This window comes from Candidatus Hydrogenedentota bacterium, from assembly GCA_035416745.1.
GTDB lineage: Bacteria > Hydrogenedentota > Hydrogenedentia > Hydrogenedentales > SLHB01 > UBA2224.
This window is the reverse complement of sequence record DAOLNV010000070.1, coordinates 1-23,454: the sequence shown is the minus strand read 5'-3', so window position 1 is coordinate 23,454 and position 23,454 is coordinate 1. Positions and strand designations below refer to the sequence as shown.

At 60.4% G+C, this 23,454-nt stretch carries 19 protein-coding genes and 1 tRNA gene; 10 read left to right on the top strand and 10 right to left on the bottom strand.

Annotated elements, in window-relative coordinates:
* Positions 1 to 10: 10 nt before the first annotated feature.
* From lpxK to PLJ71_17430, 3 genes are all read right to left on the bottom strand, one after another.
* Positions 11 to 1,006 carry a tetraacyldisaccharide 4'-kinase gene (gene lpxK, locus PLJ71_17440; GenBank protein ID HQM50476.1) on the bottom strand — a complete coding sequence of 332 codons (996 nt, stop codon included), beginning with the start codon at positions 1,004 to 1,006 and terminating at the stop codon, positions 11 to 13.
* Positions 1,003 to 2,205, bottom strand: coding sequence for a DNA-processing protein DprA (gene dprA, locus PLJ71_17435; protein HQM50475.1), 1,203 nt, complete (start codon positions 2,203 to 2,205; stop codon positions 1,003 to 1,005). Before dprA ends, lpxK begins: the two co-directional genes overlap by 4 nt.
* Positions 2,206 to 2,286: 81 nt before the next feature.
* Entirely contained in the window at positions 2,287 to 3,495 is a 1,209-nt protein-coding gene (locus PLJ71_17430; protein HQM50474.1) for a glycosyltransferase, read from the bottom strand.
* Between the two features lie 157 nt (positions 3,496 to 3,652).
* Between PLJ71_17430 and PLJ71_17425 the strand changes: the two genes are divergently transcribed.
* Both PLJ71_17425 and PLJ71_17420 read left to right on the top strand, forming a co-directional pair.
* Complete coding sequence (locus tag PLJ71_17425) at positions 3,653 to 5,809, top strand: hypothetical protein (GenBank protein ID HQM50473.1); 2,157 nt, start codon at positions 3,653 to 3,655, stop codon at positions 5,807 to 5,809.
* Positions 5,810 to 5,904: 95 nt separating this feature from the next.
* Positions 5,905 to 8,352 carry a Tex family protein gene (locus PLJ71_17420; GenBank protein ID HQM50472.1) on the top strand — a complete coding sequence of 816 codons (2,448 nt, stop codon included), beginning with the start codon at positions 5,905 to 5,907 and terminating at the stop codon, positions 8,350 to 8,352.
* A 5-nt stretch (positions 8,353 to 8,357) separates the two neighbouring features.
* Here the strand turns inward: PLJ71_17420 and PLJ71_17415 are convergent, their stop codons facing one another.
* Entirely contained in the window at positions 8,358 to 8,609 is a 252-nt protein-coding gene (locus PLJ71_17415) for a hypothetical protein (GenBank protein ID HQM50471.1), read from the bottom strand.
* Between the two features lie 188 nt (positions 8,610 to 8,797).
* On the opposite strand from PLJ71_17415, the gene PLJ71_17410 reads away from it, so the two are divergent.
* The 7 genes from PLJ71_17410 (at position 8,798) to PLJ71_17380 (ending at position 16,262) form a co-directional block, all read left to right on the top strand.
* Positions 8,798 to 9,502, top strand: a complete 705-nt coding sequence (locus PLJ71_17410; GenBank protein HQM50470.1) for a hypothetical protein — start codon at positions 8,798 to 8,800, stop codon at positions 9,500 to 9,502.
* Complete coding sequence (locus PLJ71_17405; GenBank protein ID HQM50469.1) at positions 9,499 to 12,945, top strand: carboxypeptidase-like regulatory domain-containing protein; 3,447 nt, start codon at positions 9,499 to 9,501, stop codon at positions 12,943 to 12,945. The genes PLJ71_17410 and PLJ71_17405 overlap by 4 nt, the downstream gene beginning before the upstream one ends.
* A gap of 154 nt (positions 12,946 to 13,099) precedes the next feature.
* A complete protein-coding gene (gene folK, locus PLJ71_17400; protein ID HQM50468.1) occupies positions 13,100 to 13,591 on the top strand; it encodes a 2-amino-4-hydroxy-6-hydroxymethyldihydropteridine diphosphokinase in 492 nt (163 codons plus the stop codon).
* A 70-nt stretch (positions 13,592 to 13,661) separates the two neighbouring features.
* A complete protein-coding gene (gene panB / locus PLJ71_17395; protein ID HQM50467.1) occupies positions 13,662 to 14,459 on the top strand; it encodes a 3-methyl-2-oxobutanoate hydroxymethyltransferase in 798 nt (265 codons plus the stop codon).
* Positions 14,456 to 15,307, top strand: a complete 852-nt coding sequence (gene panC, locus PLJ71_17390; GenBank protein ID HQM50466.1) for a pantoate--beta-alanine ligase — start codon at positions 14,456 to 14,458, stop codon at positions 15,305 to 15,307. Before panB ends, panC begins: the two co-directional genes overlap by 4 nt.
* Positions 15,308 to 15,311: 4 nt before the next feature.
* Positions 15,312 to 15,686 (top strand): aspartate 1-decarboxylase, encoded by a 375-nt coding sequence (locus PLJ71_17385; protein ID HQM50465.1) that lies wholly within the window; start codon positions 15,312 to 15,314, stop codon positions 15,684 to 15,686.
* Positions 15,687 to 16,186: 500 nt separating this feature from the next.
* A tRNA-Arg gene (locus PLJ71_17380) sits at positions 16,187 to 16,262 on the top strand.
* 1,605 nt (positions 16,263 to 17,867) lie between these two features.
* On the opposite strand, the gene PLJ71_17375 is transcribed toward PLJ71_17380, so the two are convergent.
* The 6 genes from PLJ71_17375 to PLJ71_17350 all read right to left on the bottom strand — a co-directional run bounded on the left by PLJ71_17375 (position 17,868) and on the right by PLJ71_17350 (position 21,541).
* A complete protein-coding gene (locus tag PLJ71_17375; GenBank protein HQM50464.1) occupies positions 17,868 to 18,095 on the bottom strand; it encodes a helix-turn-helix transcriptional regulator in 228 nt (75 codons plus the stop codon).
* A gap of 117 nt (positions 18,096 to 18,212) precedes the next feature.
* Complete coding sequence (locus PLJ71_17370; protein ID HQM50463.1) at positions 18,213 to 18,626, bottom strand: MarR family transcriptional regulator; 414 nt, start codon at positions 18,624 to 18,626, stop codon at positions 18,213 to 18,215.
* Positions 18,623 to 19,651, bottom strand: coding sequence for a DnaB-like helicase C-terminal domain-containing protein (locus PLJ71_17365; protein HQM50462.1), 1,029 nt, complete (start codon positions 19,649 to 19,651; stop codon positions 18,623 to 18,625). The genes PLJ71_17370 and PLJ71_17365 overlap by 4 nt, the downstream gene beginning before the upstream one ends.
* On the bottom strand, positions 19,554 to 20,531 hold the full coding sequence (locus PLJ71_17360; GenBank protein HQM50461.1) for a DNA primase: 978 nt from the start codon (positions 20,529 to 20,531) through the stop codon (positions 19,554 to 19,556). The genes PLJ71_17365 and PLJ71_17360 overlap by 98 nt, the downstream gene beginning before the upstream one ends.
* Entirely contained in the window at positions 20,528 to 21,091 is a 564-nt protein-coding gene (locus PLJ71_17355; protein ID HQM50460.1) for a DUF669 domain-containing protein, read from the bottom strand. The genes PLJ71_17360 and PLJ71_17355 overlap by 4 nt, the downstream gene beginning before the upstream one ends.
* A 237-nt stretch (positions 21,092 to 21,328) precedes the next feature.
* Positions 21,329 to 21,541, bottom strand: coding sequence for a helix-turn-helix domain-containing protein (locus tag PLJ71_17350; GenBank protein HQM50459.1), 213 nt, complete (start codon positions 21,539 to 21,541; stop codon positions 21,329 to 21,331).
* 334 nt (positions 21,542 to 21,875) lie between these two features.
* On the opposite strand from PLJ71_17350, the gene PLJ71_17345 reads away from it, so the two are divergent.
* Positions 21,876 to 23,454: class I SAM-dependent DNA methyltransferase (locus tag PLJ71_17345; protein ID HQM50458.1), on the top strand; the 1,579-nt coding region annotated here is incomplete at its 3' end.

Below are 23,454 nucleotides of genomic sequence, written 5' to 3'. Positions count from 1 at the left end.
CCGTTCGGAGTCAGACGATATCTTCGAGTTCAATACCCAAAGCGACAATGTTCGTTCCCGGTTCCTCGAGCCGCATGGCATCCTTCTCAGTAGTTACCACAAGCATATCACGCGGCAGGGTCTCGACGGGGAACGGGCTGTGGTCGGGATACGCCATGCGGCAGGTGATTTCCGTTCCCAGTTCCTCGAGTGTGTTGAAAAATGCTTCCGGGTTTCCTATGCCGCAGACGGCGCAGACCTTCTCTTCAGCAAGCCGCGTGAGGGGCAACTGCTCGCCGTTGGACACCCGCCACAGGACCGACGGCACGTGGCGCGTCCGCCGAATGGGCGCTTCGGGACAATACGCTGCGGCGGCATCGAGGATTGACTCGAACGAATCGGCCTGATCGCAACGCGTGAGGATGATATGGGTGGCGCGCGCCATGGCCTCGAGCGGTTCGCGCAGAATGCCCCGTGGAATGAGCCTCCCGTTCCCGAATGGGTTTGTGGCGTCGATCACCAGCACGTTCTCGTCGCGCTCGAGTTGCACGTATTGATAACCGTCGTCGAGAATCAGCGTATCGCAATCGTATTCACCGATGGCTTTCCGGGCAGCGGCAACACGGTCGGCACATCGTACGATCAGGGCCTCGGGGACCCTGGTTGCAATGAGCGCGGGTTCATCTCCCAGACTGGCACATAGCGCAGGCGAGCCCTTGCCCACGTGAACAGCCATGGGTTCTTCAGACCGCGCGCCATAGCCCCGGGTGAGAACGGCAACGCGATGGCCCGCTCCGATTTCTTTCCATGCCCGTTCGATGACCGCGGGGGTCTTGCCCGTGCCCCCCGCCGTGATGTTGCCAAGACTAATGACCCGTGCATCGACTCGAACGCGCGGTCTTCGAAGCCGCATGCGCATGCCTGCGCGCATCACCGGAGTGGCAAGGCTCAAGAGTGCCGCAAGGGGGAGGGGAACCGGCTCGCCCCGGCGGATCTTGTCCGCAATGCTTTGAATCCAGGCGCTCATCGAGGGGCAAAGCGCTTGCCGCTGAACTGCCGAACCAGACCTTTGAGTTCAAGCATGGTCAGCGAACTCAGGGCCTCTGACACACTCAGTCTGCAGGATGTCGCGATCTCGTCCACATACGAACCCTCGGGCGATAACGCCTCCAAGATCGCCTTTTCCGTGCCGTCCATAGGCAATGGCGCCGGTTCACGTCGTGGGACAGGCTCCGGAGACGGCTCGGCATTGCGCGTGCTCGACCGTTGCGGCTTCACGGTTGCAGGTTCGGGTGCGCCGGAGACGCGAACGGCCTCTTCGCGTTCCGAACGTTCGGCGCGCAAACACTCGGCCGGCAGTTCCAACTCGACCAGGATGTCCTCGACCCGCTCTACGAGCTTCGCCCCTTCACGAATCAGCGCATGAGGCCCCTCGGCGTTGTGCATTCCCGCCTGACCGGGCACGGCAAACACCTCGCGGCCCTGTTCGGCCGCCTGCCGTGCCGTGATCAGCGCGCCACTGGTCAAGGGCGCTTCGATTACCACCGTGCCCAGGCTCATCCCGCTGATGATTCGGTTGCGGTAGGGGAAATGCCCTTTGCTCGGCGTAGTTCCCATGGGGAACTGCGAAATGACGGCGCCTCTTGCTGCGATATCCCGCATAAGTTCCTCGTTTTGAGGAGGGTACACAATATCGACACCACATCCCAATACCGCGATGGTACGGCCGCCCGCTTCGAGTGCGCCCCGGTGCGCTGCGGCGTCAATGCCCATTGCCATGCCGCTGACCACCGTGATGCCCCGGACCGCGAGTTCTCCAGCCAGTTTCTCCGCCATGCGAATGCCGTAGGGCGATGCGCGCCGCGTACCCACGAGCGCCACATAGGGCTCTTGGTCCACGGGAAGTCCGCCACGGGCAAACAGCAAGAGCGGCGGGTCGTATATCTCAGCCAACCGCAGCGGATAGCGGGGGTTCTCCATGGTGATGAGGGTGACGCCCCATTCCTCCATGGCGGCTTCCTGTTCAGCGGCCTCGTTGGTTTCCGAATACTGACGGATGCGATCCGCCAGATTGGAGCCTACCAAGTCCGCTACCATGCCCCGCGGCGCCTCGAACACGTGACTTGGTGTGCGGAAACGGGCCAGCAGCCGTATGAAATGCGCCGTTCCCACCCCCGGCACCAAGGCGAGCCGGAGCCAGTCTCTATCCTCTCGCGTCAGCTTCATGATGGGTACTATAACATTGCAGTGCGAAAATTGCATGCAATCTGTTTGAAGCACCCGGCCGGAGCCCACGGACGAGGGCACTCAGCCGAAGCGGGCCTTTACAATCCCGGCAATACGCCGGAGCCGATGGGCGTACGTGTGCTCTCCCAGCACGCGGCGCCGAGCACAAGCTGCAATCTCGACCCGCGCTTTCGGATGCGCCCGAAAGAATCGTAGCCGTTCCCTGCACTCGTCCAGGGAACGGTACGCCGCGACTTCCCTTTCCGTGTCAAACAACTCTTCGAGCACAGACTGGCCGTCGGTGAGCAGAAACCCGCCCGCGGCGGGACAGTCAAACACCCGCTGGTTGACGGTGGTAGCCATCTGGATGCTTGTCGAGTTGAGATTCACTTCACACCGGTTGTAAAAACCCGGCAAGTCTTGCATGTAATGGATAGGCCCGCCGGAGGAGGGGAAATCGATGCGCCACCCGTCGTCGCCCCGCATGATTGCGCCGTCGGGCGCCACCGCCGCCGCCAAGGCATGACGCAGCCTCCGCGTTCCTTCCACAAAGAATAGCATCTCCGCATGGCGGCGTTGTTCCGCATCCAGTGTTTCCACATATGCCGGGTCCAGGAGCGTTTTGAGCCCCTTCCCGAAATTCTCCCGAGTGACGCGTCCCCTCTCGAAGCTCTCGCGCACCGCTGTTTCGAGTTCCGGGGTCCCTTTGAGCAGGTCCCATTCCCGGTTCGCAAACGATACCATCGAGTTCCCCACGAATGACGGCGGAGTGTCGCACACATCCCACGGTTCGCGATTGAATACATGGGGATCCGCCGCCAAGGGTACGGTCTCAACCACAGGAAACCCCGCCGCTTCGAGACTCGCCGCGTACGTGCGCTCCCACGTGAGTGCGAGGGCATACGGCGAGGCGAAATCGGTGCGGTCCATGAGTATCGTGCGCGGGTCGTCAACGAACCAGGTTACGTAGGGTACCCGGACATCTTCAAAAAAGCGCGCAAACAGGCCCGAGACATCCATGCCGCTCAGATTCACCGTGAGGACGAAATCGGGCCGGAACTCCGCAAGGGCCGCGATCAAGCGCGCCACGTTCTCCTTGGGAAGCACCCCTTCCAGCACGGTTGGGACGGTTTTGACCTTCCATCCAAGCTCGTGGCACGCATGAATGCAGGCGCCGTCCACCCAGTATTCACTTTGCAGGATCAGAATGCGCGGCGCCGCCCCGGCGAACTTGTCATACGACAATATCTCGCGCAGGCGTTCCGATACCTTCAGGCGTGGCGTTTCCATTCCGCGGATGGTAGCATCAGGAACGCGTCAGGGCAACGCTTGCGAAAAAAGAGTATTCCCGGGGGCCGGCGCCCGCCCGGAACGCGTTGAATGCCTGCCGCCCGCGTGGTATTGTGAGGTTCTGGTGTCGTCTTGCGGGCTGACGGAGAAACACTTCATGGAGCGTAATCTTTCGCTCATCACCTGTGTCTGCTGCCTGGCGGGGTCCTTCGCGAACCCCGCGGAGACGCACATGATGGACTATACATGTTTCCAGACGGGTTCGTCGTACGCGCCGGAACTGGATATCGGTTCCGACGTCGCGGTGGTCTATGGAGTGAATTCTTCGCTTGAGGAACGCGTCGAGCAGTGGCGCGCGAAAGGCTATACGGCGGCCATGATGACCGGCATCTCGTGGGGCGGCTATGACGATTACTACATGGTCGGCGGCCAGCTGAAACGCGACGAGATTCAAACGGTCAAAAACGGCGACCTGCTGATGCACGGCAACAGCACGACCGTCGGCTACAACGTGCCGTCACCCGCGTACGTCGAGTACATCAAGAAACTCATGGACCCGGCAGTAGACCTGGGCGTCTCGGCAATCTATCTCGAAGAACCCGAATACTGGGCCCGGGCGGGGTGGAGCGAAGGGTTCAAAGCGGAGTGGCAACGGTTTTACGGCGAGACATGGCAGCCGCCCGATTCGAGCCCCGATGCGCAATACCGCGCAAGCAAACTGAAGTACGAACTGTATTTCAATGCGCTCAAGGAAGTGTTCGCCCATATCAAGACCCGTGCCAGGGAAAAGGGCGTCGAGGTCGAGTGCCACGTGCCCACCCACAGCCTCATCAACTACGCCCATTGGGGTATCGTGAGCCCGGAATCCCACCTCAGCGATCTGCCCGATTTCGACGGATACATCGCGCAGGTATGGACAGGCACCGCCCGGACCCCGAATGTTTATCAGGGAGTCGCCAAAGAACGCACCTTCGAGACCGCCTTCTTCGAGTACGGCCAGATGTGGGCCATGGTGCGTCCCACGGGCAGGAAAGTGTGGTTCTTGGCCGATCCCGTTGAAGATAACCCAAACCGCAGCTGGAACGATTATAAGAGCAACTACGAGCGCACTGTCGTGGCGTCGCTCATGTGGCCGGGTGTCTACCGCTACGAAGTCATGCCATGGCCCAATCGCATTTTCAAGGGCACGTACCCGAAGGTCGACATGGATGTACAGTCCGGCGGCCGTCAGGGTATTCCCATCGACTATGCTACGGAGATTCTCACCGTCATCAACGCCCTCAACAACATGAAGCAAGACGACGTCAGCTTTGATTGCGGCACCCGGGGAATTGGCATCCTGGTATCCGACACGATGATGTTTCAGCGCGCCCAGCCCCAGCCCAGCGATCGTGCCATGGGCTTCTTCTACGGCCTGGCACTGCCTTTACTCAAGGCGGGCATCCCCCTCGAAACTGTGCAGTTGGAGAATGTCGTCCACGAGGGCGTACTGGACTCCTTCCGCGTGCTCTTACTCACCTACGAGGGGCAGAAACCCTTGAACCCCGCCTATCATGAGGCCATTGAGCGATGGGTCAAGGCTGGCGGCGTGTTGCTGTACGTTGGGGACGGCTCCGACCCCTACCACGGCGCTCGCGAGTGGTGGAACCATCAGGGTGCGGACGCGGGAACGCCCCAGGACGACCTGTTCCGCCGCATGAACGTCAATGCAGGTGTGTCAGACCCTCAACCCGCCGGCAACGGGTTCGTGCTTGTAGCGAATGAACATCCCGCCAAACTGCAGAGCGATCCCCTCGCCCCGGAACGCGTGCGGCAATGGGTCCGTCAAGCACTGGAAATCACGGGTTCGGCGCTCGAGATGCAACACTACCTGATGCTCCGGCGGGGGCCGTACGTCCTCCTTGTCGTGCTGGACGAATCCATCTCGCGCGACCCCGTGAAACTCGAGGGGGCGTTCATAGACCTGTTTGACCCCTCACTTGAACTGCTGGACACGGTGACACTTCATCCCGGCGAGGTGGCCTTGCTATATGATGTGAAGTGGGGGAGAACTCACCTTCCCTTGCCGACCGTGGCCGTTGCCTCCGCCCGGCTCCGAAACGAATCCCGCGGCCAGGGAGCAATGACGTTTCAGACACGCGGCCCCAAGGGAACCGTCGCAAAGGTGCTCGTCCTGACCCCCCGAGAACCCGCAAAAGTGGAATTGACCCCCGCACTTCCGCTTGATCAGCGCTATAATGCAAGTGAAGGTGTGTTTTTCGTATCATTCGATAATATGGCGGAAGATGTCGCTGTTCGCGTGCAGTTCCCATGAGCGAGAAGGTATCATCATGGCGGCTGTACAAGAGGAGGACATTTTGCTAGACTTGCCGCGTTTTTACCCTGATTGGAGATGGGGAGCAATGTAGAATGTTGGAGTCCAAATTCATAAACCGTATTGCTCAGGAAGTATCGCTGAGAGAGGAGCAGGTTGCCCGCGCCATCGAGCTGTTCGAGGGAGGCGCCACGATCCCCTTCGTTGCGCGTTACCGCAAGGACCTGACCGGCAGCCTCGATGAAACGCGGCTTGAAGCAATTCACGAGCGCGCCCAGTATTTTTCGTCCCTGGCTCAGCGGCGCGACAGTGTCCTCGACATAATCGACAAACAGGGAAAACTCACCGGCGAACTACGGGCCGAAATCGATGCGTGTTTCGACCGGACACACCTCGAAGACTTGTATTTGCCGTTCAAACCCACGCGCCGCACCAAAGCGACGGCCGCCCGCGAAAAGGGTCTCGAACCTCTAGCCGATTTCCTGATGCAACAACTGCTTCTCGAAGGCGCCATCGAGATCTTCGCCGAAAAATACATCGACCCGGCTAAGGCTGTGAGCTCGGCCGAAGAAGCCCTCGAGGGCGCCGGTTTCATCGTGGCCGAGCGCATAAGCACCGACGCCGCTGTCCGCGCCCTTGTCCGCGGACGCATGCTCGACGAGGGCATCATCAAGGCGCACCCCACGAAAAATGCCGAAGGCAAGAAGACCAAATTCGAAACGTACTACAATTTCTCCGAGCCCATCGGCAAGATTCCCTCGCACCGGCTGCTGGCGGTCATGCGCGGTCTCAAAGAAGGCGTCCTGCGCATGGAACTCGTCATCGACGACGAGAACATGATGGCGGACATCCTGAAGCATTACCTCAAAGAATCCGGCTCGCCATTCGAAAAATACCTCAAAGAGATTGTGCGCGACTCGTATAACCGGCTGCTTCGGCCCTCGATCGAGAACGAGGTGCTCGGCATCGCCCGCGAACGTGCCGAGGCCGAAGCCATACGCGTGTTCCGCGAAAATGCCGAAAACCTCCTGCTCCTGGCTCCAGCAGGCCAGATCACGGTAGTCGGCGTCGATCCCGGCCTTCGCACCGGCTGCAAACTCGCCGTGGTGGACCAGACCGGACAGCTCCGCGAACACACGACTATCTTTCCCACCCCGCCGCAAAACGACACGGAGAGCGCCGAGAAAACCCTCGTGGAGATTATTGACAAGTACAACGTCCAGGCGGTCGCCATCGGCAACGGCACGGGTTCGCGGGAAGTGTCGGTCTTTGTTCGCGACGTATTGCGCCGTCTCAACCGGGACACCATTTTCTCGGTCCTTGTCAATGAAGCCGGGGCATCAGTCTACTCAGCCTCCAAGCTGGCTCGCGCGGAGTTTCCAGACCTCGATGTGACGATTCGCGGCGCGATCTCGATTGCGCGCCGCTTGCAGGACCCTCTCGCCGAACTCGTGAAGATTGACCCCCGCCACGTGGGAGTAGGCCAATACCAGCACGACGTGAACCAGAAGAGCCTTCGCGAAGGTCTGCGGACCACCGTTGTCTCCTGCGTGAACAAGGTGGGCGTCGACCTCAACACGGCTTCCGTGTCACTGCTGCGGTATGTTAGCGGGGTACAGTCAAACGTAGCGGAGAATATCGTCGAATTCAGAGCGAAGAACGGCGCTTTCAAAAGCCGCACACAGTTGCTCGAGGTGGATGGCATCGGGGAAAAGGTGTTCGAGCAATGCGCGGGCTTCCTGCGCGTGGCGAATGGCGAAAATGTTCTTGACGCCACGGGAATCCATCCCGAAGCCTACTCCGTAGTCGTACGCATCGCCGACACGGTCCACCTGAGCGTCGACCAGTTGCTCAAGGAGCCTAGAGTTCTGAGTGGCCTCGACCTCATGCAATTTGCCGACGATGTGATCGGAACGCATACTCTCGCGGATATCCGCCGTGAGCTGCTGAAGCCCGGGCGCGATCCCCGCACGGAATTCAAGGTCCCGAAGTTCCTCGACGATGTCACCTCGGTCGACCAGCTGGAAAACGGGATGGTCATGGAAGGCGTAGTCACCAATGTCACCGATTTCGGCGCTTTTGTAGACATTGGCGTGCATCAGGATGGCCTGGTGCACCTCTCGGAATTGACCAACCGGTTCGTCCAGGATCCCCGGCAGATTGTCAAGGTAGGGGAGATCGTACGCGTGAAGGTCATCAAGGTAGACAAGGAACTGCCGCGCATTTCTTTGTCCATGAAAGCGTTGATACCCCCGCGCAAGAAACACCCCCGGCGTCAGCGCCCTGTCACGGAACGCGCCGCCGAGGGGGGCCAAGCGCCCGAACCGTTGCCGAAACAAGAGACCGAAAACCGGCCTGCACCCCCACAGCGCGAAGAGAGAGAGCAGCGTCCACGGAACCGCAGGGAGCGTAGACCCCGCCGGGAGCAGGCGAAGGCAAAACCCGGCGCCCAGACGCGAACGGGGAAAGATGCCGGCAGTAATCAGCCCCTGAACACGCAGCTCGCGGAACAACTAGCCGCGCTCCGTGCTAAACTGCGTTGACCTTTTCAGGCATCGGGTTCCTCGCCCGCCGTTTCCTTGGAAGCGCCGAATTCGTGTTGGGCCAGAAGTTCTCGTGCCCGGTCCGCGTCGGCATCTTCCACGATGATGCTGATCTTGCCCATTCCGTCGACCGTGAACGGATGCACCGACCGTGAGGCAAGCGAACTCGTCGCGGCGCTTATCCCGTGGGCGTCGAGGAAAGACAAGACGACCTCAACCTCGCCATCACCCCAGCATTCGTGAACAATTGCTGCCATATGCGTGTCCCTTTCCCGGCCCATGTTCCACCCAGTATACACCACAACGGGCAAGGCCAGGGTTTCTCCCGGCAAAGCCATTCTCATGAACGGCATCTGTTGTGCCATCCAAGGAACCGGCATGGGTATCCTGATATTATATCGCTGTACGAACCATTGGCCTGCCCGGCAAGGGGGAGGAGAGCGGCATGGGCTTACGGATTCCGGTCATGACATCGATCTCGATGATTCTGTGCGGTCTTGCCTACAGCCTTACGCCTCCGCCTCCCGTCCAGCCCCCGGAGAACTGGGAGAGCCAAGTCCTTCCCGGATTCACGCCCAGCATCGAATCCGTCATCGTGGCGAATCGCGTTCAGGCCAATATCCAGGAATTGGGCGGGTATACCAAGGCGTGGGGGCCGAAATGCGTCGAGGCCTTGGGTACCCTTTTCGAAGACCCCAGATGGGCGCAATTCTCAAACCAGCTCCTGAACCTGATGGCGCACGCGGACTATCCCGAAATGCGGAAGTGGTTTGAAGACAGGATCGCGCATCTCGCAAGCGTCCCGGCCGCCAACATGCCGCAAGGGGAACCCTGGCAAAGCCTGCGTACGGCCATGACGCTCGATCAAGACCGTTTCCGGCCCATCTTGACCCGATACGTCGAAAACGGCCCGCCGCACATCCGCCGCAGCTCCATTTGGGTGCTGCTCTCAACGTACGACAACACTTGGGAGAACCTCGCGGCGCTCGAAAAACTTACCAGGCATCTCGGGCAAGATCCCGAGGACGAGAACGCCCGACACGCGATCATGGAGCATATGCGCCTCCGCAAGGGATACCTCCGGGCCGAAGAGCCCATGGCGACGGTACTCGAGAAGGAAAAGAACGGGCGAAAGAGGGAGCAACGATGAAACGGAACGGCATCATCCTTGGCCTGGCGATTCTGTACGCTGCACCGGTTTTCCCTGCGCAGGATGAAGCAGCGTCCCGGCCCGGCGCCGGAGAGCTCAGGGTGCTCGTCGTGAACGGCGAAGGCGCGCCGGTCAGCGGTCTCGAGGTCCAGTGCGGCAATCCGCCCGCAAACACTTATCCGACGCCGCTCGATTGCGCCCCCCTGCGCCAAATCACCGGCGAGAGCGGCCAGTGCGTCTTCTCGGGACTGAACCAGGGCGCCCACAGCGTTTTCGCGGAAAAACAGGGGCTTTCCGCGTGGGGGTCCGTGTATCTTGGGCCTGAGACGTCCTGGCACGAACAGACCACGATAACGCTCGCGTTGCATTACCGCGTCAATGGCATTGCCTCTGAAGCGAATGGTACGCCCATCCCAGGCGTTCTGCTCAGGAGCTATGACGGCCTCGACTTGGGTCTCTCCAGCAACGAGGGCGCATTCTCGCTTCCCCTTTCGCAGGCATACGGAAGCACCCAAGTCTATGCCACGAAACCCGGGTTTGGCACACTCGATACCATGGTCCACGCCGGGGAAGGCGCCGTGCGTTTCATGCTCTTCCCAGGAGCGCGCGCCGAATTGTCGTTTGTGGACGATGCCGGCAACGCCTGCCCCGACCTTCCGGTGACGCTCGTGCGGGACTCGTTTCATCTCCTCCTGCGAACCGATTCGAAGGGCCGCGTGCTTACCCCGTGGCTGGACGCCGCAGGCGATCTGCGCGTGCTTACGAGTCTCCGGCAAGGTAACGTGATTACCTTGCTTGATAAATCGGTCTCGTTGCAGAAGGAGAGCGAGAAAACTTTCGTATTCGAACTGAAAAAGACCCAGGAAGACGCCATGCTCACCGTCGCGGGCAAGGCCGTGACGGAAAGCAGGGGAGAGCCAGTGACCGGAGTGCTGTACAGCGGTTGGCGGCGGGAAAATGAAAACCGCCTCGACCGGACCGGCCCCGACGGCGCTTTCGCGGTCCGATTCTCCGAGCGCAAAGCCTACGACATCTATTTCGTGCCCGATCGGAAAGACCTTCGTGCGGAGAATCCTGCCCTGCGGGTGGATTTGACCCAGAACACTCCCGTGCACGGTGCGGTTATCACGGTCAAGGCCGCATCGGCGTTCTCGGGAGTAGTCGTCGACAACGCGGGCAGCCCCTTGCCCCAGGTCGAAATTGCCGGCCGTTGCAGCACCGACGCCACCGACCGCGACCGCGTTGAAACCAGCGAAACCGGGACCTTTACTCTGGGCCACTTCAACCATCCCGGCGGGGTTTACAAATTGCGGGTAACGTTGGAGGCCGGGGAATACCAGGAACGCCATGTCATTGCGCCGAAACGCGGAAAGACGCTCGATGGGTTGCGGTTCGTACTGAATGCGCCCCCGCCGCGCCCCGAAACCGAGCCGGGATTTGTTCGCGGACTCGTTGTGGACGAAGCCGGGGCGCCCGTGCCGAACACAATAGTAGATTCCTCGATTCCGAACACCAGGGGCGGCTTTACCAACACACAGGGCGAATTCGAACTGACGGTCACGGAATCCGGCCCCATTCAGTTTTCACTCTCGCGCTTCTACTGGATTCAAATCAATGACATGATAAGCACGGAGCAAATCCCTCTGACGCTCCTCGAAAGCCCAACCGTCACTGCCAAAGTTGGCGAAACCGTCGAAGGCGGGCTGTTGGTGGTGAAATCTCCCAAAATCCCGCTCCGATTTGTCGGACTGCAGGTGACCGATGAAAACGGCTTGCCGCTGGATGCGGATATCGGATGGTACTCGGGCGACACCATGGGCTCACTGGGCGAACGGAACGGACGTTTCGTGAAAACGTTCTCCCCGGAGCGCCAACTCGAGCTTATCGGAGATAGACCAGTCTTCTTCGAGATCACTAAGCCGGAATACCAGGCGAGGATCATTCAAAGCGGAAGGGATTTCGATTGGAACACCGTAAGTACCTGCGTAAGACTCGTGAAAGGGCCTTTCCCGGAAGGCGTCTCGGTGTTTGAGGCCGTCACCGGATACCCCGGTGCCGCCCAAATGCCACTGGCTGACCGTTTCAAGGACAAAATCGACGAATACGCTCGTCTGGCGGCGTCCAGCCCTCCGAAACCCTATCCGTCCAAAGACATTTATCGTTTCGATGTTGTCGACGCCGCCGGAAACCCGTTGGACGCTGTTCGCGTCATGCCCATCGGCCACGACATCTCTTCACCCCACGATATGCTCTGGTACGTGCAGTTCGCCCCATACGAGCAGGCAAAGACCCTGTATCGCATCGACGGTTTTTTCAGGCTGAATGTCCCTGGCGCCGTAGTATGGGCGAAGGACGCTGCGCGGGTCTTCGTCAAAATGATCGAAGAGGGGGCGGACGCCGCCCCCGCGCAGGTCGTATTGACTCCCGGAGCGAAAGTTCAACTCGAGGTCCGGCACCCTCGCGCGAAAGAGAGCACGCCGGTCAGCGCGTGGCCCGCATTCTACGGCCCCATGTCAGGACTTTCGGGATATCCGGACAGGCTCGTGAGCGATAACGGCACGGGCCGTATCACGTTCGACAATCTTCCCCCCGGGCGCTTCGACGTGCTGCTGGGCCTGCAGAACGGTCTCTGCGGATTTGCAGGCATTGAGCTGGAACCCGGCCATGTTTACAAAACCGCCGTGACTCTTCCCGACAATCGCGCCGCACGGGTGTCCCAACGGTTGCGAGACTTCCGCAATATGGGCTTCGACAGTGACAAGGCGCGAGAGACCGCCGCCACTATCTCCCAAGAGGAGCGCAAGATAATCGCCAACTACATCAAGGAATGCGCGGCCAATTACCCCGGCCGCTATTCCTGGGAACTGGAGGCGCTGGAACAGTGGGCCGGCGTTGCGCGCCTGCTGGCCCTCAGAGATACCGCGGATTCCATCGCGGATTATCTCGGCAAGATAACCGGCGACTCTATGCACGGCGCAATCCGGCAGACGGTCCCCGCGGTCGGCACCGTGGCCGCGCTCGAAGGCAACAAGGCACTTCCGAAGTTCAAACAGCTCGCGGCGGCTCCCAATGTGATACCCGCGGTGCGGCAGGCTGCCACGGCGGCCCTCATGCTCCTCAACACCGAGGAAGGGCGCAAGGCCTTCCTGGCGCTGCGCGACGCCGCCCGCACCAGCCCCGGCGCCCCGCTGGCGCGGGATACGTACACCCACGGCGAACGAATGACCGAGACGCTCCGGATGACCTTTCAGACGATCCCGGGGATCCGTGACGGCGACAACGATGCGGGAGGAATCTCCGGTTCCCCGTGGGTGGATGAAGATTTCGCGACGGGCCGGCACCAGTTCCTTATCGGAAACGACTCTCTTAACATCGAGATGCGGCGTTTCGGGCCCGAATGGCTCATCACCCGCATCGACATTCCGCCCCAGGTTGTGCCCTGAGACCGGCACGGCGATTCCAGACCCACTCGGTATCCTGCGCGTCTCACAAGATTTTTCTTTGGTGTTGCGCCATATCCTGTGTTATGCTACGCAGGTTGCCGGTGGCGGGAGGAGGCCATGAAGCCTCAGCGACAGAGGCAGTAAGGCGCGTGGCATGGCCGTACAGTTGAGTCTCGGTAGCAATTTGGGGGTACGTCGACGGAACCTCGAAGCTGCCCTGGCCGGGCTGGGGCAGCTTCCCGGGACCACCCTCATACGACGTTCCCACGTGTACGAGACTGAACCCTACGGAGTGGCCGGGCAGCCGCATTTCCTCAACATGGCGGCGGAGATCGAGACGGGCCTGCAGCCGCTTGAACTCCTCGATGCCATCAAGACCATCGAACGCCGGTTGGGCAGACGGCATACCGAGCGCTGGGGCCCCCGCGAAATCGATATCGATATCGTGTTGTGGGGCGACCTGGTTCTCGAAACCAGCACTCTTACTGTCCCTCACCCGGATTTCCGGCGGCGGGCCTTCGTGCTGATCCCCTTGGCGGAGATCGCTCCCGAAGCCGTCGACCCCATCACTGGCAGCACGGTCGCGCAGCTCGCTGCGCAACCGGAATTTTCGGCTCGGGTCCGTCGTTTCGATATCGGCGACTAGGCCACGAACCGCTCCGCTTGGAGCCCTGAAGGGACCGGGACGGCGACGTCACGGTTCGGAGGATCTAGTGATGCCACGCATCCGTACTACGACTTTTCGCAAACGCAAAGAAGCGGGAGACAAGGTCACCGTTCTCACCGCGTACGATTACCCCACCGCGAAGCTCCTCGATGAGTGCGGCATAGATGCCGTTCTCGTGGGCGATTCCCTGGGTACGGTCGTTCAGGGCAACGACGATACCCTCAGCGTGACCATGGACCAGATGATCTACCACACCTCGATGGTATCCCGCGCCGTCGAGAACGCCATGGTCATCGGCGATATGCCGTTCCTCTCGTACCAGCTTGACCCCGAGGAGGCCGTCCGCAACGCGGGACGCTTCGTGTCGGAAGGCGGCGCGCAAGCGGTCAAGCTCGAGGGTTCGGTAGACAAGTTCGGCGAAAGCATCGCGGCCATCGTCAAGACCGGGATTCCCGTCATGGGCCACATCGGGTTCACCCCGCAATCGGTCCACCAGATCGGCGGCTACAAAGTCCAGGGACGCGGCGACCTTGCCCGCGAACAGCTCAAGGAAGAAGCCCTCGGTTTGCAGCAGGCAGGATGTTTCTCTATCGTCCTCGAACTCGTCCAGCAAGATACGGCGGCCGAGATCACCGAGATGCTCACGATCCCGACCATCGGCATCGGGGCCGGACCCCACTGCGACGGCCAGGTCCTCGTCATGCACGACATCCTCGGATTCGGACCCGAACGCACCTTCTACAAAATCTTCGGTAATGCGCGCGAAGTCATGGAACATGCATTCCGCGACTACATCCGAGAGGTCAAGGAAGGCACGTTCCCTACCGAGGAGCAGGGACACCGATGAAGCTCTTTCATACGGCGGACGCCATGCGCGCGTGGTCGGAAGAGCAGCGCGCCGCGGGCAAGACCATCGGTTTCACCCCCACCATGGGCGCCTTGCACGCCGGCCATGAAAGCCTCATGCTCGCGGCTGCCGGCCAGAACGATGTCTCCGTGCTCAGCATCTACGTCAACCCCACCCAGTTCGCGCCGCACGAGGATTTCAATGAATACCCGCGAACGCTCGACGCGGACTCCGCAATCGCCGCGATGGCAGGCGTGCATGCCATCTACGCCCCGGCAGACCCTATGATGTATCCGGAAGGGTACGCCACCTTCATCGACGTCGAACGCATCACGCAACGCCTGTGCGGCGGGTCGCGTCCGCACTTTTTCCGGGGCGTGGCCACCGTCGTCGCCAAACTGTTCAACGCCGTGCGGCCGCATCGCGCCTACTTCGGCCAGAAAGACGCCCAACAGGCCGCCGTCATCCGGCGCATGGTACGCGACCTCGACATGGGCATCGAGATCGTCGAAATGCCCATCGTGCGGGAACCCGACGGACTCGCCATGAGTTCCCGAAACAGATACCTCAACTCCGCCGAGCGCCAACGCGCGCTGTGCCTCTCGCGCGCCCTCAATCGCGCCCGCAAAATGCTCGAGGCCGGCGAACGAAACCCCCAGCCCATTCTCAACGCTGTTCGAGAGACAATGTATGACGTGGATGTCGACTACGTCGAACTCGTCGACGCCAATGAGATGGTCCCCCTGGACCGCGTACGCGGAACCGTGCTGCTTGCCGTCGCAGCGCGTGTGGGGGAGACCCGGCTCATCGACAACATCAAATTCACCGTGCCGGAGGACGAGGAATAGACCCATGATGCTGCATATGATGAAAAGCAAGATCCACCGGGCCACTATCACGCAGGCAGAACTCAACTATGCCGGCAGCATTACCCTTGACCCGGCACTCATGGAACAGGCGGACATCCTGCCTTTCGAACAGGTGCAGGTGCTCAATGTCAACACCGGCGCACGATTCGAGACCTACGCCATCGAAGGCGAACGCGGCAGCGGCGTCGTTTGCCTCAACGGTCCCGCCGCACGGCTCGGACAGGTTGGCGACCTCGTCATCATCCTCACCTACGCCTGGATGGACGCCGAAGACGCTCAAACCCACACCGCCAAAACCGTCCACGTCGACGCCCAAAACACCGTGACCACCATCGACCACGCACACGAACCCAACTGATTCAAGCCGAACAACGCGACCGGCTCCCGGGTTCGGGCCAAACCCGGGCCTCTCCCCGCGGTTTGCGCAAGATTGGCCAAGCGCCGTTCAGGCGTGGTCTCGCCGGGGTCGCCGAGTGCCAGCGTGGCTTCTCCTCCGCGGCCGCATTCTTTGCCCCGGGCCCGCGGAGCGCCGGGCGCGGACATCAGCCGGGAAGCGCAAGCCGCTTTCTTTCGCCCGGGCCTGCGGAGCGCCGGCTCGGCCCCGCAACTCCCTACCGCATCGTCCCCTGGGCTCGCCGAGCCCCAGCTTGGCCAGGCTTTCGCCCACTCCCAGAAGTATTCGTCCCTTCGGTCCTTTATGTCCTTTGAGTCCCTTTCCCTGGACTCCGGACAAACCCTGCCCAGCTTCTCCCGCGCACGCTGTTGAGCTCCGGTCGGCGCAGTCTGCGCCTCTTCGTTTTCTGGAAAACCCCTCGAACCTGTGCTATACTCGCGTTCGCGTCAACAAGCGCACTTTGCGCGCCCGTAGCTCAGGGGATAGAGCGCTTGCCTCCGGAGCAATAGGTCGTGCGTTCGAATCGCACCGGGCGCGCCATTTCTTTTGCCTTGTCAGGCCTTGTCAATCGTTGAAAACCCTTGTAAACAGGGCCTTTTCTCGATGTCTCGCATTGCGCGCCCCAAACCGTGTCGCCAACCTCCGTTTTGCCAGGAAATGACCCCTGCGTGCACCCTTTGCCAGAATTTGGTGCAAGCGTTGGTGCAAGCGTTCGCGCACCCATTCCCGCCCCGATCTTGCGCGCTTCCTCATGCGTATCCGCAGATCTTTCGAGGTCGAGATCCGGAAGTTGCTCCAACGCGCCGGCCACGTCCAGGAGTTTCGGATCCGTGTACACGTTAGCGGTGAGCCGTGGATCGGAATGCCGCATCGCAGCCTGGGCCGTTCTCAACGGAACTCCAGCCTTCGACAAGTGCGTTCCGAACGTGTGGCGCAACGCGTGCACATCGATCGTTCGTCCGCGCTCATCTCGTTTTGGTATCCCTGCCACCGCCAAATCCCTGTCCAGAATGCGTACAAGCCCCGTAGGGACGTTGAAAAGCTTCAGACTACCCGGAAGCCTGTCGGGCACCGTTTCGCGTCTCCTGAGGGCTTCCTCGCGCTTTGTGCGCAGCTTCTCACTCAACCATTCGCGAATGTCCGCCGCCAGGTCCGCCCGCAATGGGATATGCGATCCCTTTCGGTTCTTCTCATCGGCCGCATCCAGTTGAAGGTATGGCGCGTTCTCATCGAGGCAAACCTGCCCGAGTGTTATCGACGCCAACTCACCTTTTCGGAGCCCGGTGAGCACAAGCGTCTTGTAGATGAGAGCCCGCTCCCAGCCGACGCGCTCCAGTCTCGCCCTGGTCTTGGCGGAAAGCTTCGCGCGCACATTGCCCGCATTCTTTCCACGCCAGATGGCCGAACCGTCCTCCAACGGCCGGCGTCTGGCCGCCTGGAGAAGCCGCTGGAGCTCGTCTTCGGTCAATGCACGCCGCTTTCGGCGAGGATCCGCATTCTCATTCGCCTTGCACAGTCCAAAGAACGGATTCGAGGCAAGGCGCCGGTTTAACACGCACCAGTTGGCGAAACCAACCGCAGCGGCCCGATATGCGTTGTGCGTCCGGGCGGACATTCCATTATCGGCCTCCGATGCCAGCCAACGCTCTAAAGCGCTGCGATCCAAATCACGCAATTTGAGGAATCCGCACTTGTCAGCGATACGGTCGAGATAGTATTCCCGGGATCCACAATGCCCTGCGCTCGACCGCTTGGCTCGCAAGTGCGCGAGATAGTCGTCGATGTGACGCCTCAGAGCCACTTCCTGATGGTCAAGGATGGCGTTTTCGGCGCTCGAAATGATGTTAGCCCTAACCTTTTCGGCGCGTTCCATCAGTTCGCCGAGGATGGCCTTGGCGGCATCCTTCGAACGGCACCCCGTGGCCACTTCGACGACTTTCCCCGAGGCATCCCGATATTTGGCGGTATACGTGGCAGATTCAATGACAATACGCGGCGTGCCGTCCGTGCCTTGAGTGATTGAGGCGGTCCGCACCTTGCCCGCACGGTCACGCCACCTTCCGAACCGCTGGCCTTTCCGCGTGAAGGTTTCCGCGCCCTCCGGCAAAGGCTTGGTGTATTTCTTTTTGTAGACTGCACCCACGACTACTTCTCCTTCTTCATGCAGACTATACCAAAGTATTCCGCCACACGGTCGGCCATGTCGAGCCGGAGAGACTGTTCCTGACGCATGAATTTCGCCAGCGACTGCCGCTTGACCCCCGTGGCGCGCTCCACGGCGCGCAGGGAAGGGGCCGCTTCCAATGCCTCCCTCAGCATCTCGGACATGTTTCCATGTTTGTCTTGCCTTCTCATGGTAATAACTTTTACCATATCCTTTGCCTCTTGTCAAGGGGCGAGCGGCCGGACCATCAAGAGGCCGCTCGCTGGTCCCTTATGGGATATGTATCACTATTGCGATACCGGTTTTTGCACTCGGCTTATACATGGTCATGTATCACGCCTTATACATGCTTCGGGAAGCTGTCCGAATACACGATAACTGGATACGCCACGATTCACCCCGCCTCGGCGCACCACCTGCACAAGACCGCGCTTTTCCAGTCGCTTGATTGCACGCGTCACAGTGACGCGGCTTACGCCGCCTCGCCTGGCAATGTCGGTCTGGGACGTTTTAGCCACCCCTTCCTTGGTGTCCCGATACAGCACAAGCCAGACTTTGATTTCAGACTCTTTCAGATGTCGTATGCTGAAGTCCACGAATGTGTTCAGCAGCTTGAACCGCTCCGAGGGATTACGTTTAGCCTTTCCCTTCTTCGGCAAAGCATGCTGTGTAGGCGCTGGCTCCGTTTCCTCCAGAGGCGGAAGCAGTGCGCACCCTGCAAGTGAGGATTGTGTATTCATGTGTTCTTATCTCCCCCGGCTCTGTTATTCCAGAGTTCTTGGGCTTGCTCCAACTTCGACTTCTGTGCTGTTGGCTCCGAGCCCACTGCCGCAGTCTCATCAAGTGTCAAAAAGCGCTGCACCTTCTTCTGGAAATGCATTGAAATGCTGCGCGTTTCGCCATGGCGATTTTTGAGCCCCTTGAGCATCACTTGGTCGTCCAGGCCATCCGCAGGCACGAGGACATATGCCGAGTCTGCCCCATACTCCAGTTCCGATGATTCTCGAAAACTTGCGAGGCCCATTGCGTCCGGGTCATATCCGCTACCGCCATTGGCTCCCTTGTTTCTGGATATCGCCGACACGGCAAGGATGCCCAGCCCTCCAAGGGCGGCCCTACGCAGGATGGCCATCGTCTCGTCAACCTGTCCACGCGACCCATATTCTTGACCTTCAACCCTCAGGCGCTGGATGTAGTCAACAACCAGCAGGCCCGCTTCGAAGTCTTTCGCCGCCGTCAAGACGTTCCAGATCTCGAGTGGCGGACGAATAAAGCATAGACGCGGGGCCACAGCCTTGAGAATCTCCATGCCGGCACTCAGCCGCTCCTGCACTTCTTCATCTTTGACCTGCCGGTCTCGGATACGCGTGAGAGGCACGCCCGAGACGTGGGCTAGAGCCCGTTCCAGAAGCGACTCGGGCGACATCTCCACGTTGCACACTGCCACACGCAGGTCTTCGTGATATCTCAATGAGTGAATGATGCACTGCATCGAGAAAGCCGTTTTGCCAATACCGGGAGGGCCGCCCAGGAGCGTGATCAGACCAGGGGCAAGTTCGAATATGTTGAGCGCGCCATCGTGTACCCTGAACCGCACTGGGGGCTCCCCAGACAAGAGGTTCTCATACCAGGCATCCAGAAGGTCGCTGGCGACAGAGTATTTGGTATCACCCACGGCGCCCCCTCTCCAATCCGCATTCGATCTGGCGGCGGACCTCACTGGGGCAGAGTCCAGAGTCCAACGCGGGCTCGGTGAGGATCGCATGAGCGAGTCGGTCAGAGCAGCCATATTCCGCCAGGTTGGCGGCCGCCTGAAACAAGCGATTCGCACGTTCGCCTTCGACTGCACCGCGGCGAATAAACTCCATGGTCCATCGACTGAGTCCCTCAGGTTGCTCTTGACCCTGCCCTGGGTGTTCAACCCTGCTACGAGCGGCTTTCCTGACCTCTTCTTCGGCCTGACGCCACGCGGCACCAAGTTCCCAATCACACAAGGTTGTGTCGAGAGGGGGCAGTTCAAAGGACTCGGGAGCTTCCGCGAGTTTCAGAATCGCTTCAATGCTCATTTGCATGCACCCGTCGAATCCAATATGGCGTTTGTGCAGACCCGTCTTAGGATGCCGGGTGTTCGGGGCCCGGAATGGCCGCACCTTGTCGTAGATGGCGGAATCAATGGCGATACCCGCCTTCTCGGCCACGGTCTCGCAGAACCTTCGGGCGATGCGGTTGAAGTCCTCTGAGGGCTCCGGGTTCCAGGCAGCTGTGGGGATTGCCACGTGGAAGCCCTTAGCACCGCTGAAAAAGACCAACATCGCATTCTCGACAAACGAGAAGGCGTCACTTATGGTCGTAATGAGGCGCCTGGTGCGGACCAGCGCTTCTGCCAGATCGTCAGCAGCGTCAATGTCGAACCAGATCCAAGAAGCCCAGCAGGAGCCCGTAAATCCCTTTACGGACCTGGTGCGATTCAGATGTTCTCGGAAGGCGCCGTCAAACTGAAAATGGGAGAGGTACGCCTCCTGGCCCAGGTTCAGGCGCTCGTTGCATTCGGCGTAAGCCGTGAGGGCGGCGGCGGCGATTACGCATCGCCGCACGCCTGAACACGGACCCACGATCCGAAAACCGTAGGTGTGGTCTTTCATCATGAGCCCTCCTTTTGGTTCGTCTCCGCAAAGAGCGGATCATCCATGTCACTCTCGGGACAGTCGTCCTCGTGGACTTCGGCTTCGCCTGGCGCCTCGATTGCACCACCCTCATCGCCCTGCGCTTCCTTGCCGTCCTCGTCAGCAGCATCAATGCCAAGGAATTCGAAGGCCGTGACCTTGCTCTTGTGTCGGCCACCGTCTTCCGTCTGCTTGCTGACAGCAACACTGCAACGGATGCCTTTGGGTGGGGGTGAGTCGAGTTGCTCCAGCCTCGTCACGCCAATCTTTCCCAGTTCGCGTTTGGCGTAGGCCGTGGCCTTGGGAGTGAGGAACAGCGAATAGCGAATGAAGCGTCTCGCATATTCCCCTTCGCGGATTTGGAGCTCCAGGTTAACGCACGGGTTGCCGTTTCGGGTGGTGTCGCGACTGACTTCAACCAGGTCGACTGTATACGTTCCAGCGGGAACCGGGCTGTAGTCCCGAGCCGCCTCGGTTGTGTTCCACAGGTCCTGCACTTCTGCAGAGTCCATCCAGCTGTTTTGTCTTGCGCATCGATTCATTTTGTTTCTCCGTTACGTAGGTCGGCGACGTTTCGCCGCAAGCCGAACGGGCATCGGAAGCAGGGACATTCCGTTCCGGGACCCTCTGTCATCGCTACGCTCAATGACGAGCACCCTGCAAGGTGCGCGTTATTCAGATCAGCGATACTCGGCTTGCGACAGCGTCGCTCGTTTCGTTTGAACCAGAAACCAGACATCTCATACAAGAAACTCGTCAGACTCATAGTCATCCTCCTTTCACCGAACCGGGCGGCAGCCGCCGGCCACCCACGCTTCAAGGTCTGCGCTGTTCCACCGCACCATGCCGCCCAGTCGGACAGGCCGGGGCAGCTTTCCCGCGTCCGCCAGCCGGTAGACGCTGCGAACGGAGCAGTCGAGCATCTCGGCCACTCCATCAACCTTGAGAAAATCCACCTTTCCACGTTTCATTCTGTTCTCGGCTTCGTTCATTTTCGTTGTTCCTTCTATTTCGAGCCGACCACCATGGCCAGCGCAGAGGACTGAAAATCGCACCGCTTTTTCCTATCTACCTTATATATTGTAATAAGGGCGCCTGCAATATTCATATTATACATACTATTCGTACTGCTGTCAAGTCATGCTTTGAGCTGCGTTGTCTGTCAAGTGCGACCACGACAGAAAGTCCTCGCTTGCCTGGCACCCCCGCCAGGCGCGCCCCGCGCTTGACTCTGAATGTCTAGTCGACTAATGTTGTAGTTGGTAGGGGGGAAACCTCTACACAAGCCGGTACAGACCACGGTTGGACCGCATGGAAAGGGGACCTATGCCGCGTAACAAGACCACCAGACCGGCCAGGCAGGACAACGGCGCCCGGTTGGGGTTCGAGGAGAAGCTCTGGCAGGCAGCCGACAAGCTCCGGGGCCATATGGACGCCGCAGAGTACAAGCACGTCGTCCTCGGCCTCATCTTCCTCAAGTACATCTCCGACGCGTTCGAGGAGAAGCGCCGCGAGCTGGAACGCCTCGCCTCAGACCCCGCCAGCGAGTATTACGCCAAGGAAGAAGAGGACCGCTACGGCGTCATCGAGGACCGTGACGAATACATCGCCGACAACATCTTCTGGGTCCCCAAGAAGGCCCGCTGGAGCCATCTCCAGAACAACGCCAAACAGCCCCAGATCGGCGTCTACATCGACGACGCCATGGAGGCCATCGAGAAGGAAAACCCCGTCCTGAAGGGCGTCCTCCCCAAAGATTACGCCCGCCCGGCCCTCGACAAACAGCGCCTGGGCGAGCTCATCGACCTCATCGGCACCATCGGTCTCGGCGACAAGGAAAACCGCTCCAAAGACATCCTAGGCCGCGTCTACGAATATTTCCTCGCCCAGTTCGCCAGCGCCGAGGGCAAAAAGGGCGGCCAGTTCTACACCCCCCGCTGCGTGGTCCGGGTCCTGGTCGAGATGCTCGCGCCCTACAAAGGCCGCGTGTTCGACCCCTGCTGCGGGTCCGGCGGCATGTTCGTCCAGTCCGAGTCATTCGTCGAAGCCCACGGCGGCCGGCGCGACGACATCAGCGTCTACGGCCAGGAATCCAACCCCACCACCTGGCGCCTGGCCAAGATGAACCTCGCCATTCGCGGCATTGAATGCAACCTCGGCGCCGAACCCGCCGACAGCTTCCACCGCGACCTCCACAAGGCCCTCAAGGCCGACTACCTCCTCGCCAATCCCCCCTTCAACATGAGCGACTGGGGCGGCGAACGCCTCCGCGAGGACGTCCGCTGGAAGTTCGGCGTCCCGCCCGTGGGCAACGCCAACTACGCCTGGGTGCAGCATTTCATCCACCACCTCGCGCCCCAGGGCATCGCCGGATTCGTCCTTGCCAACGGGTCCATGTCGTCCAACACCTCCGGCGAAGGCGACATCCGCAAAGCCATCGTCGAAGCCGACCTCGTCGACTGCATGGTCGCCCTCCCCGGCCAGTTGTTCTACTCCACCCAGATCCCCGTCTGCCTCTGGTTTCTTTCCCGCGATAAGTCCGGCTCATCTCCCTCTGGGAGAGGCAAGGGTGAGGGGTGTCGAGCCCGACAGGGCGAGACACTATTCATCGACGCCCGCAACATGGGCACCCTCATCGACCGCGTCCACCGCGACCTTACCCCCGAAGACATCCAGAAGATCGGAGGGACATATCACCTCTGGCGAGGTGATGCCCTGGGATCGCCGAGCGCCAGCTCGGCAAGGTATGAAGACATTCCGGGCTTCTGCAAATCCGCCACCACAGACGACATCCGCCAGCACAATTACGTCCTCACCCCCGGCCGCTACGTCGGGGCAGCCGATGTCGAAGACGATGGCGAACTGTTCGAAGACAAAATGCAGCGCCTCACCGAAACCCTGGGCC

Bases quoted from the DNA above. Each gene is read 5' to 3' on its own strand.
- panC (HQM50466.1), top strand. From the start codon at position 14,456: ATGAAGCTCTTTCATACGGCGGACGCCATGCGCGCGTGGTCGGAAGAG.
- PLJ71_17420 (HQM50472.1), top strand. From the start codon at position 5,905: ATGTTGGAGTCCAAATTCATAAACCGTATTGCTCAGGAAGTATCGCTG.
- PLJ71_17405 (HQM50469.1), top strand. From the start codon at position 9,499: ATGAAACGGAACGGCATCATCCTTGGCCTGGCGATTCTGTACGCTGCA.
- PLJ71_17355 (HQM50460.1), bottom strand. From the start codon at position 21,091: ATGAATCGATGCGCAAGACAAAACAGCTGGATGGACTCTGCAGAAGTG.
- PLJ71_17370 (HQM50463.1), bottom strand. From the start codon at position 18,626: ATGAATACACAATCCTCACTTGCAGGGTGCGCACTGCTTCCGCCTCTG.
- PLJ71_17430 (HQM50474.1), bottom strand. From the start codon at position 3,495: ATGGAAACGCCACGCCTGAAGGTATCGGAACGCCTGCGCGAGATATTG.
- PLJ71_17375 (HQM50464.1), bottom strand. From the start codon at position 18,095: ATGGTAAAAGTTATTACCATGAGAAGGCAAGACAAACATGGAAACATG.
- PLJ71_17415 (HQM50471.1), bottom strand. From the start codon at position 8,609: ATGGCAGCAATTGTTCACGAATGCTGGGGTGATGGCGAGGTTGAGGTC.
- PLJ71_17425 (HQM50473.1), top strand. From the start codon at position 3,653: ATGGAGCGTAATCTTTCGCTCATCACCTGTGTCTGCTGCCTGGCGGGG.
- PLJ71_17360 (HQM50461.1), bottom strand. From the start codon at position 20,531: ATGATGAAAGACCACACCTACGGTTTTCGGATCGTGGGTCCGTGTTCA.
- panB (HQM50467.1), top strand. From the start codon at position 13,662: ATGCCACGCATCCGTACTACGACTTTTCGCAAACGCAAAGAAGCGGGA.
- PLJ71_17385 (HQM50465.1), top strand. From the start codon at position 15,312: ATGATGCTGCATATGATGAAAAGCAAGATCCACCGGGCCACTATCACG.
- lpxK (HQM50476.1), bottom strand. From the start codon at position 1,006: ATGAGCGCCTGGATTCAAAGCATTGCGGACAAGATCCGCCGGGGCGAG.
- PLJ71_17350 (HQM50459.1), bottom strand. From the start codon at position 21,541: ATGAACGAAGCCGAGAACAGAATGAAACGTGGAAAGGTGGATTTTCTC.
- PLJ71_17410 (HQM50470.1), top strand. From the start codon at position 8,798: ATGGGCTTACGGATTCCGGTCATGACATCGATCTCGATGATTCTGTGC.
- dprA (HQM50475.1), bottom strand. From the start codon at position 2,205: ATGAAGCTGACGCGAGAGGATAGAGACTGGCTCCGGCTCGCCTTGGTG.
- folK (HQM50468.1), top strand. From the start codon at position 13,100: ATGGCCGTACAGTTGAGTCTCGGTAGCAATTTGGGGGTACGTCGACGG.
- PLJ71_17365 (HQM50462.1), bottom strand. From the start codon at position 19,651: ATGCGATCCTCACCGAGCCCGCGTTGGACTCTGGACTCTGCCCCAGTG.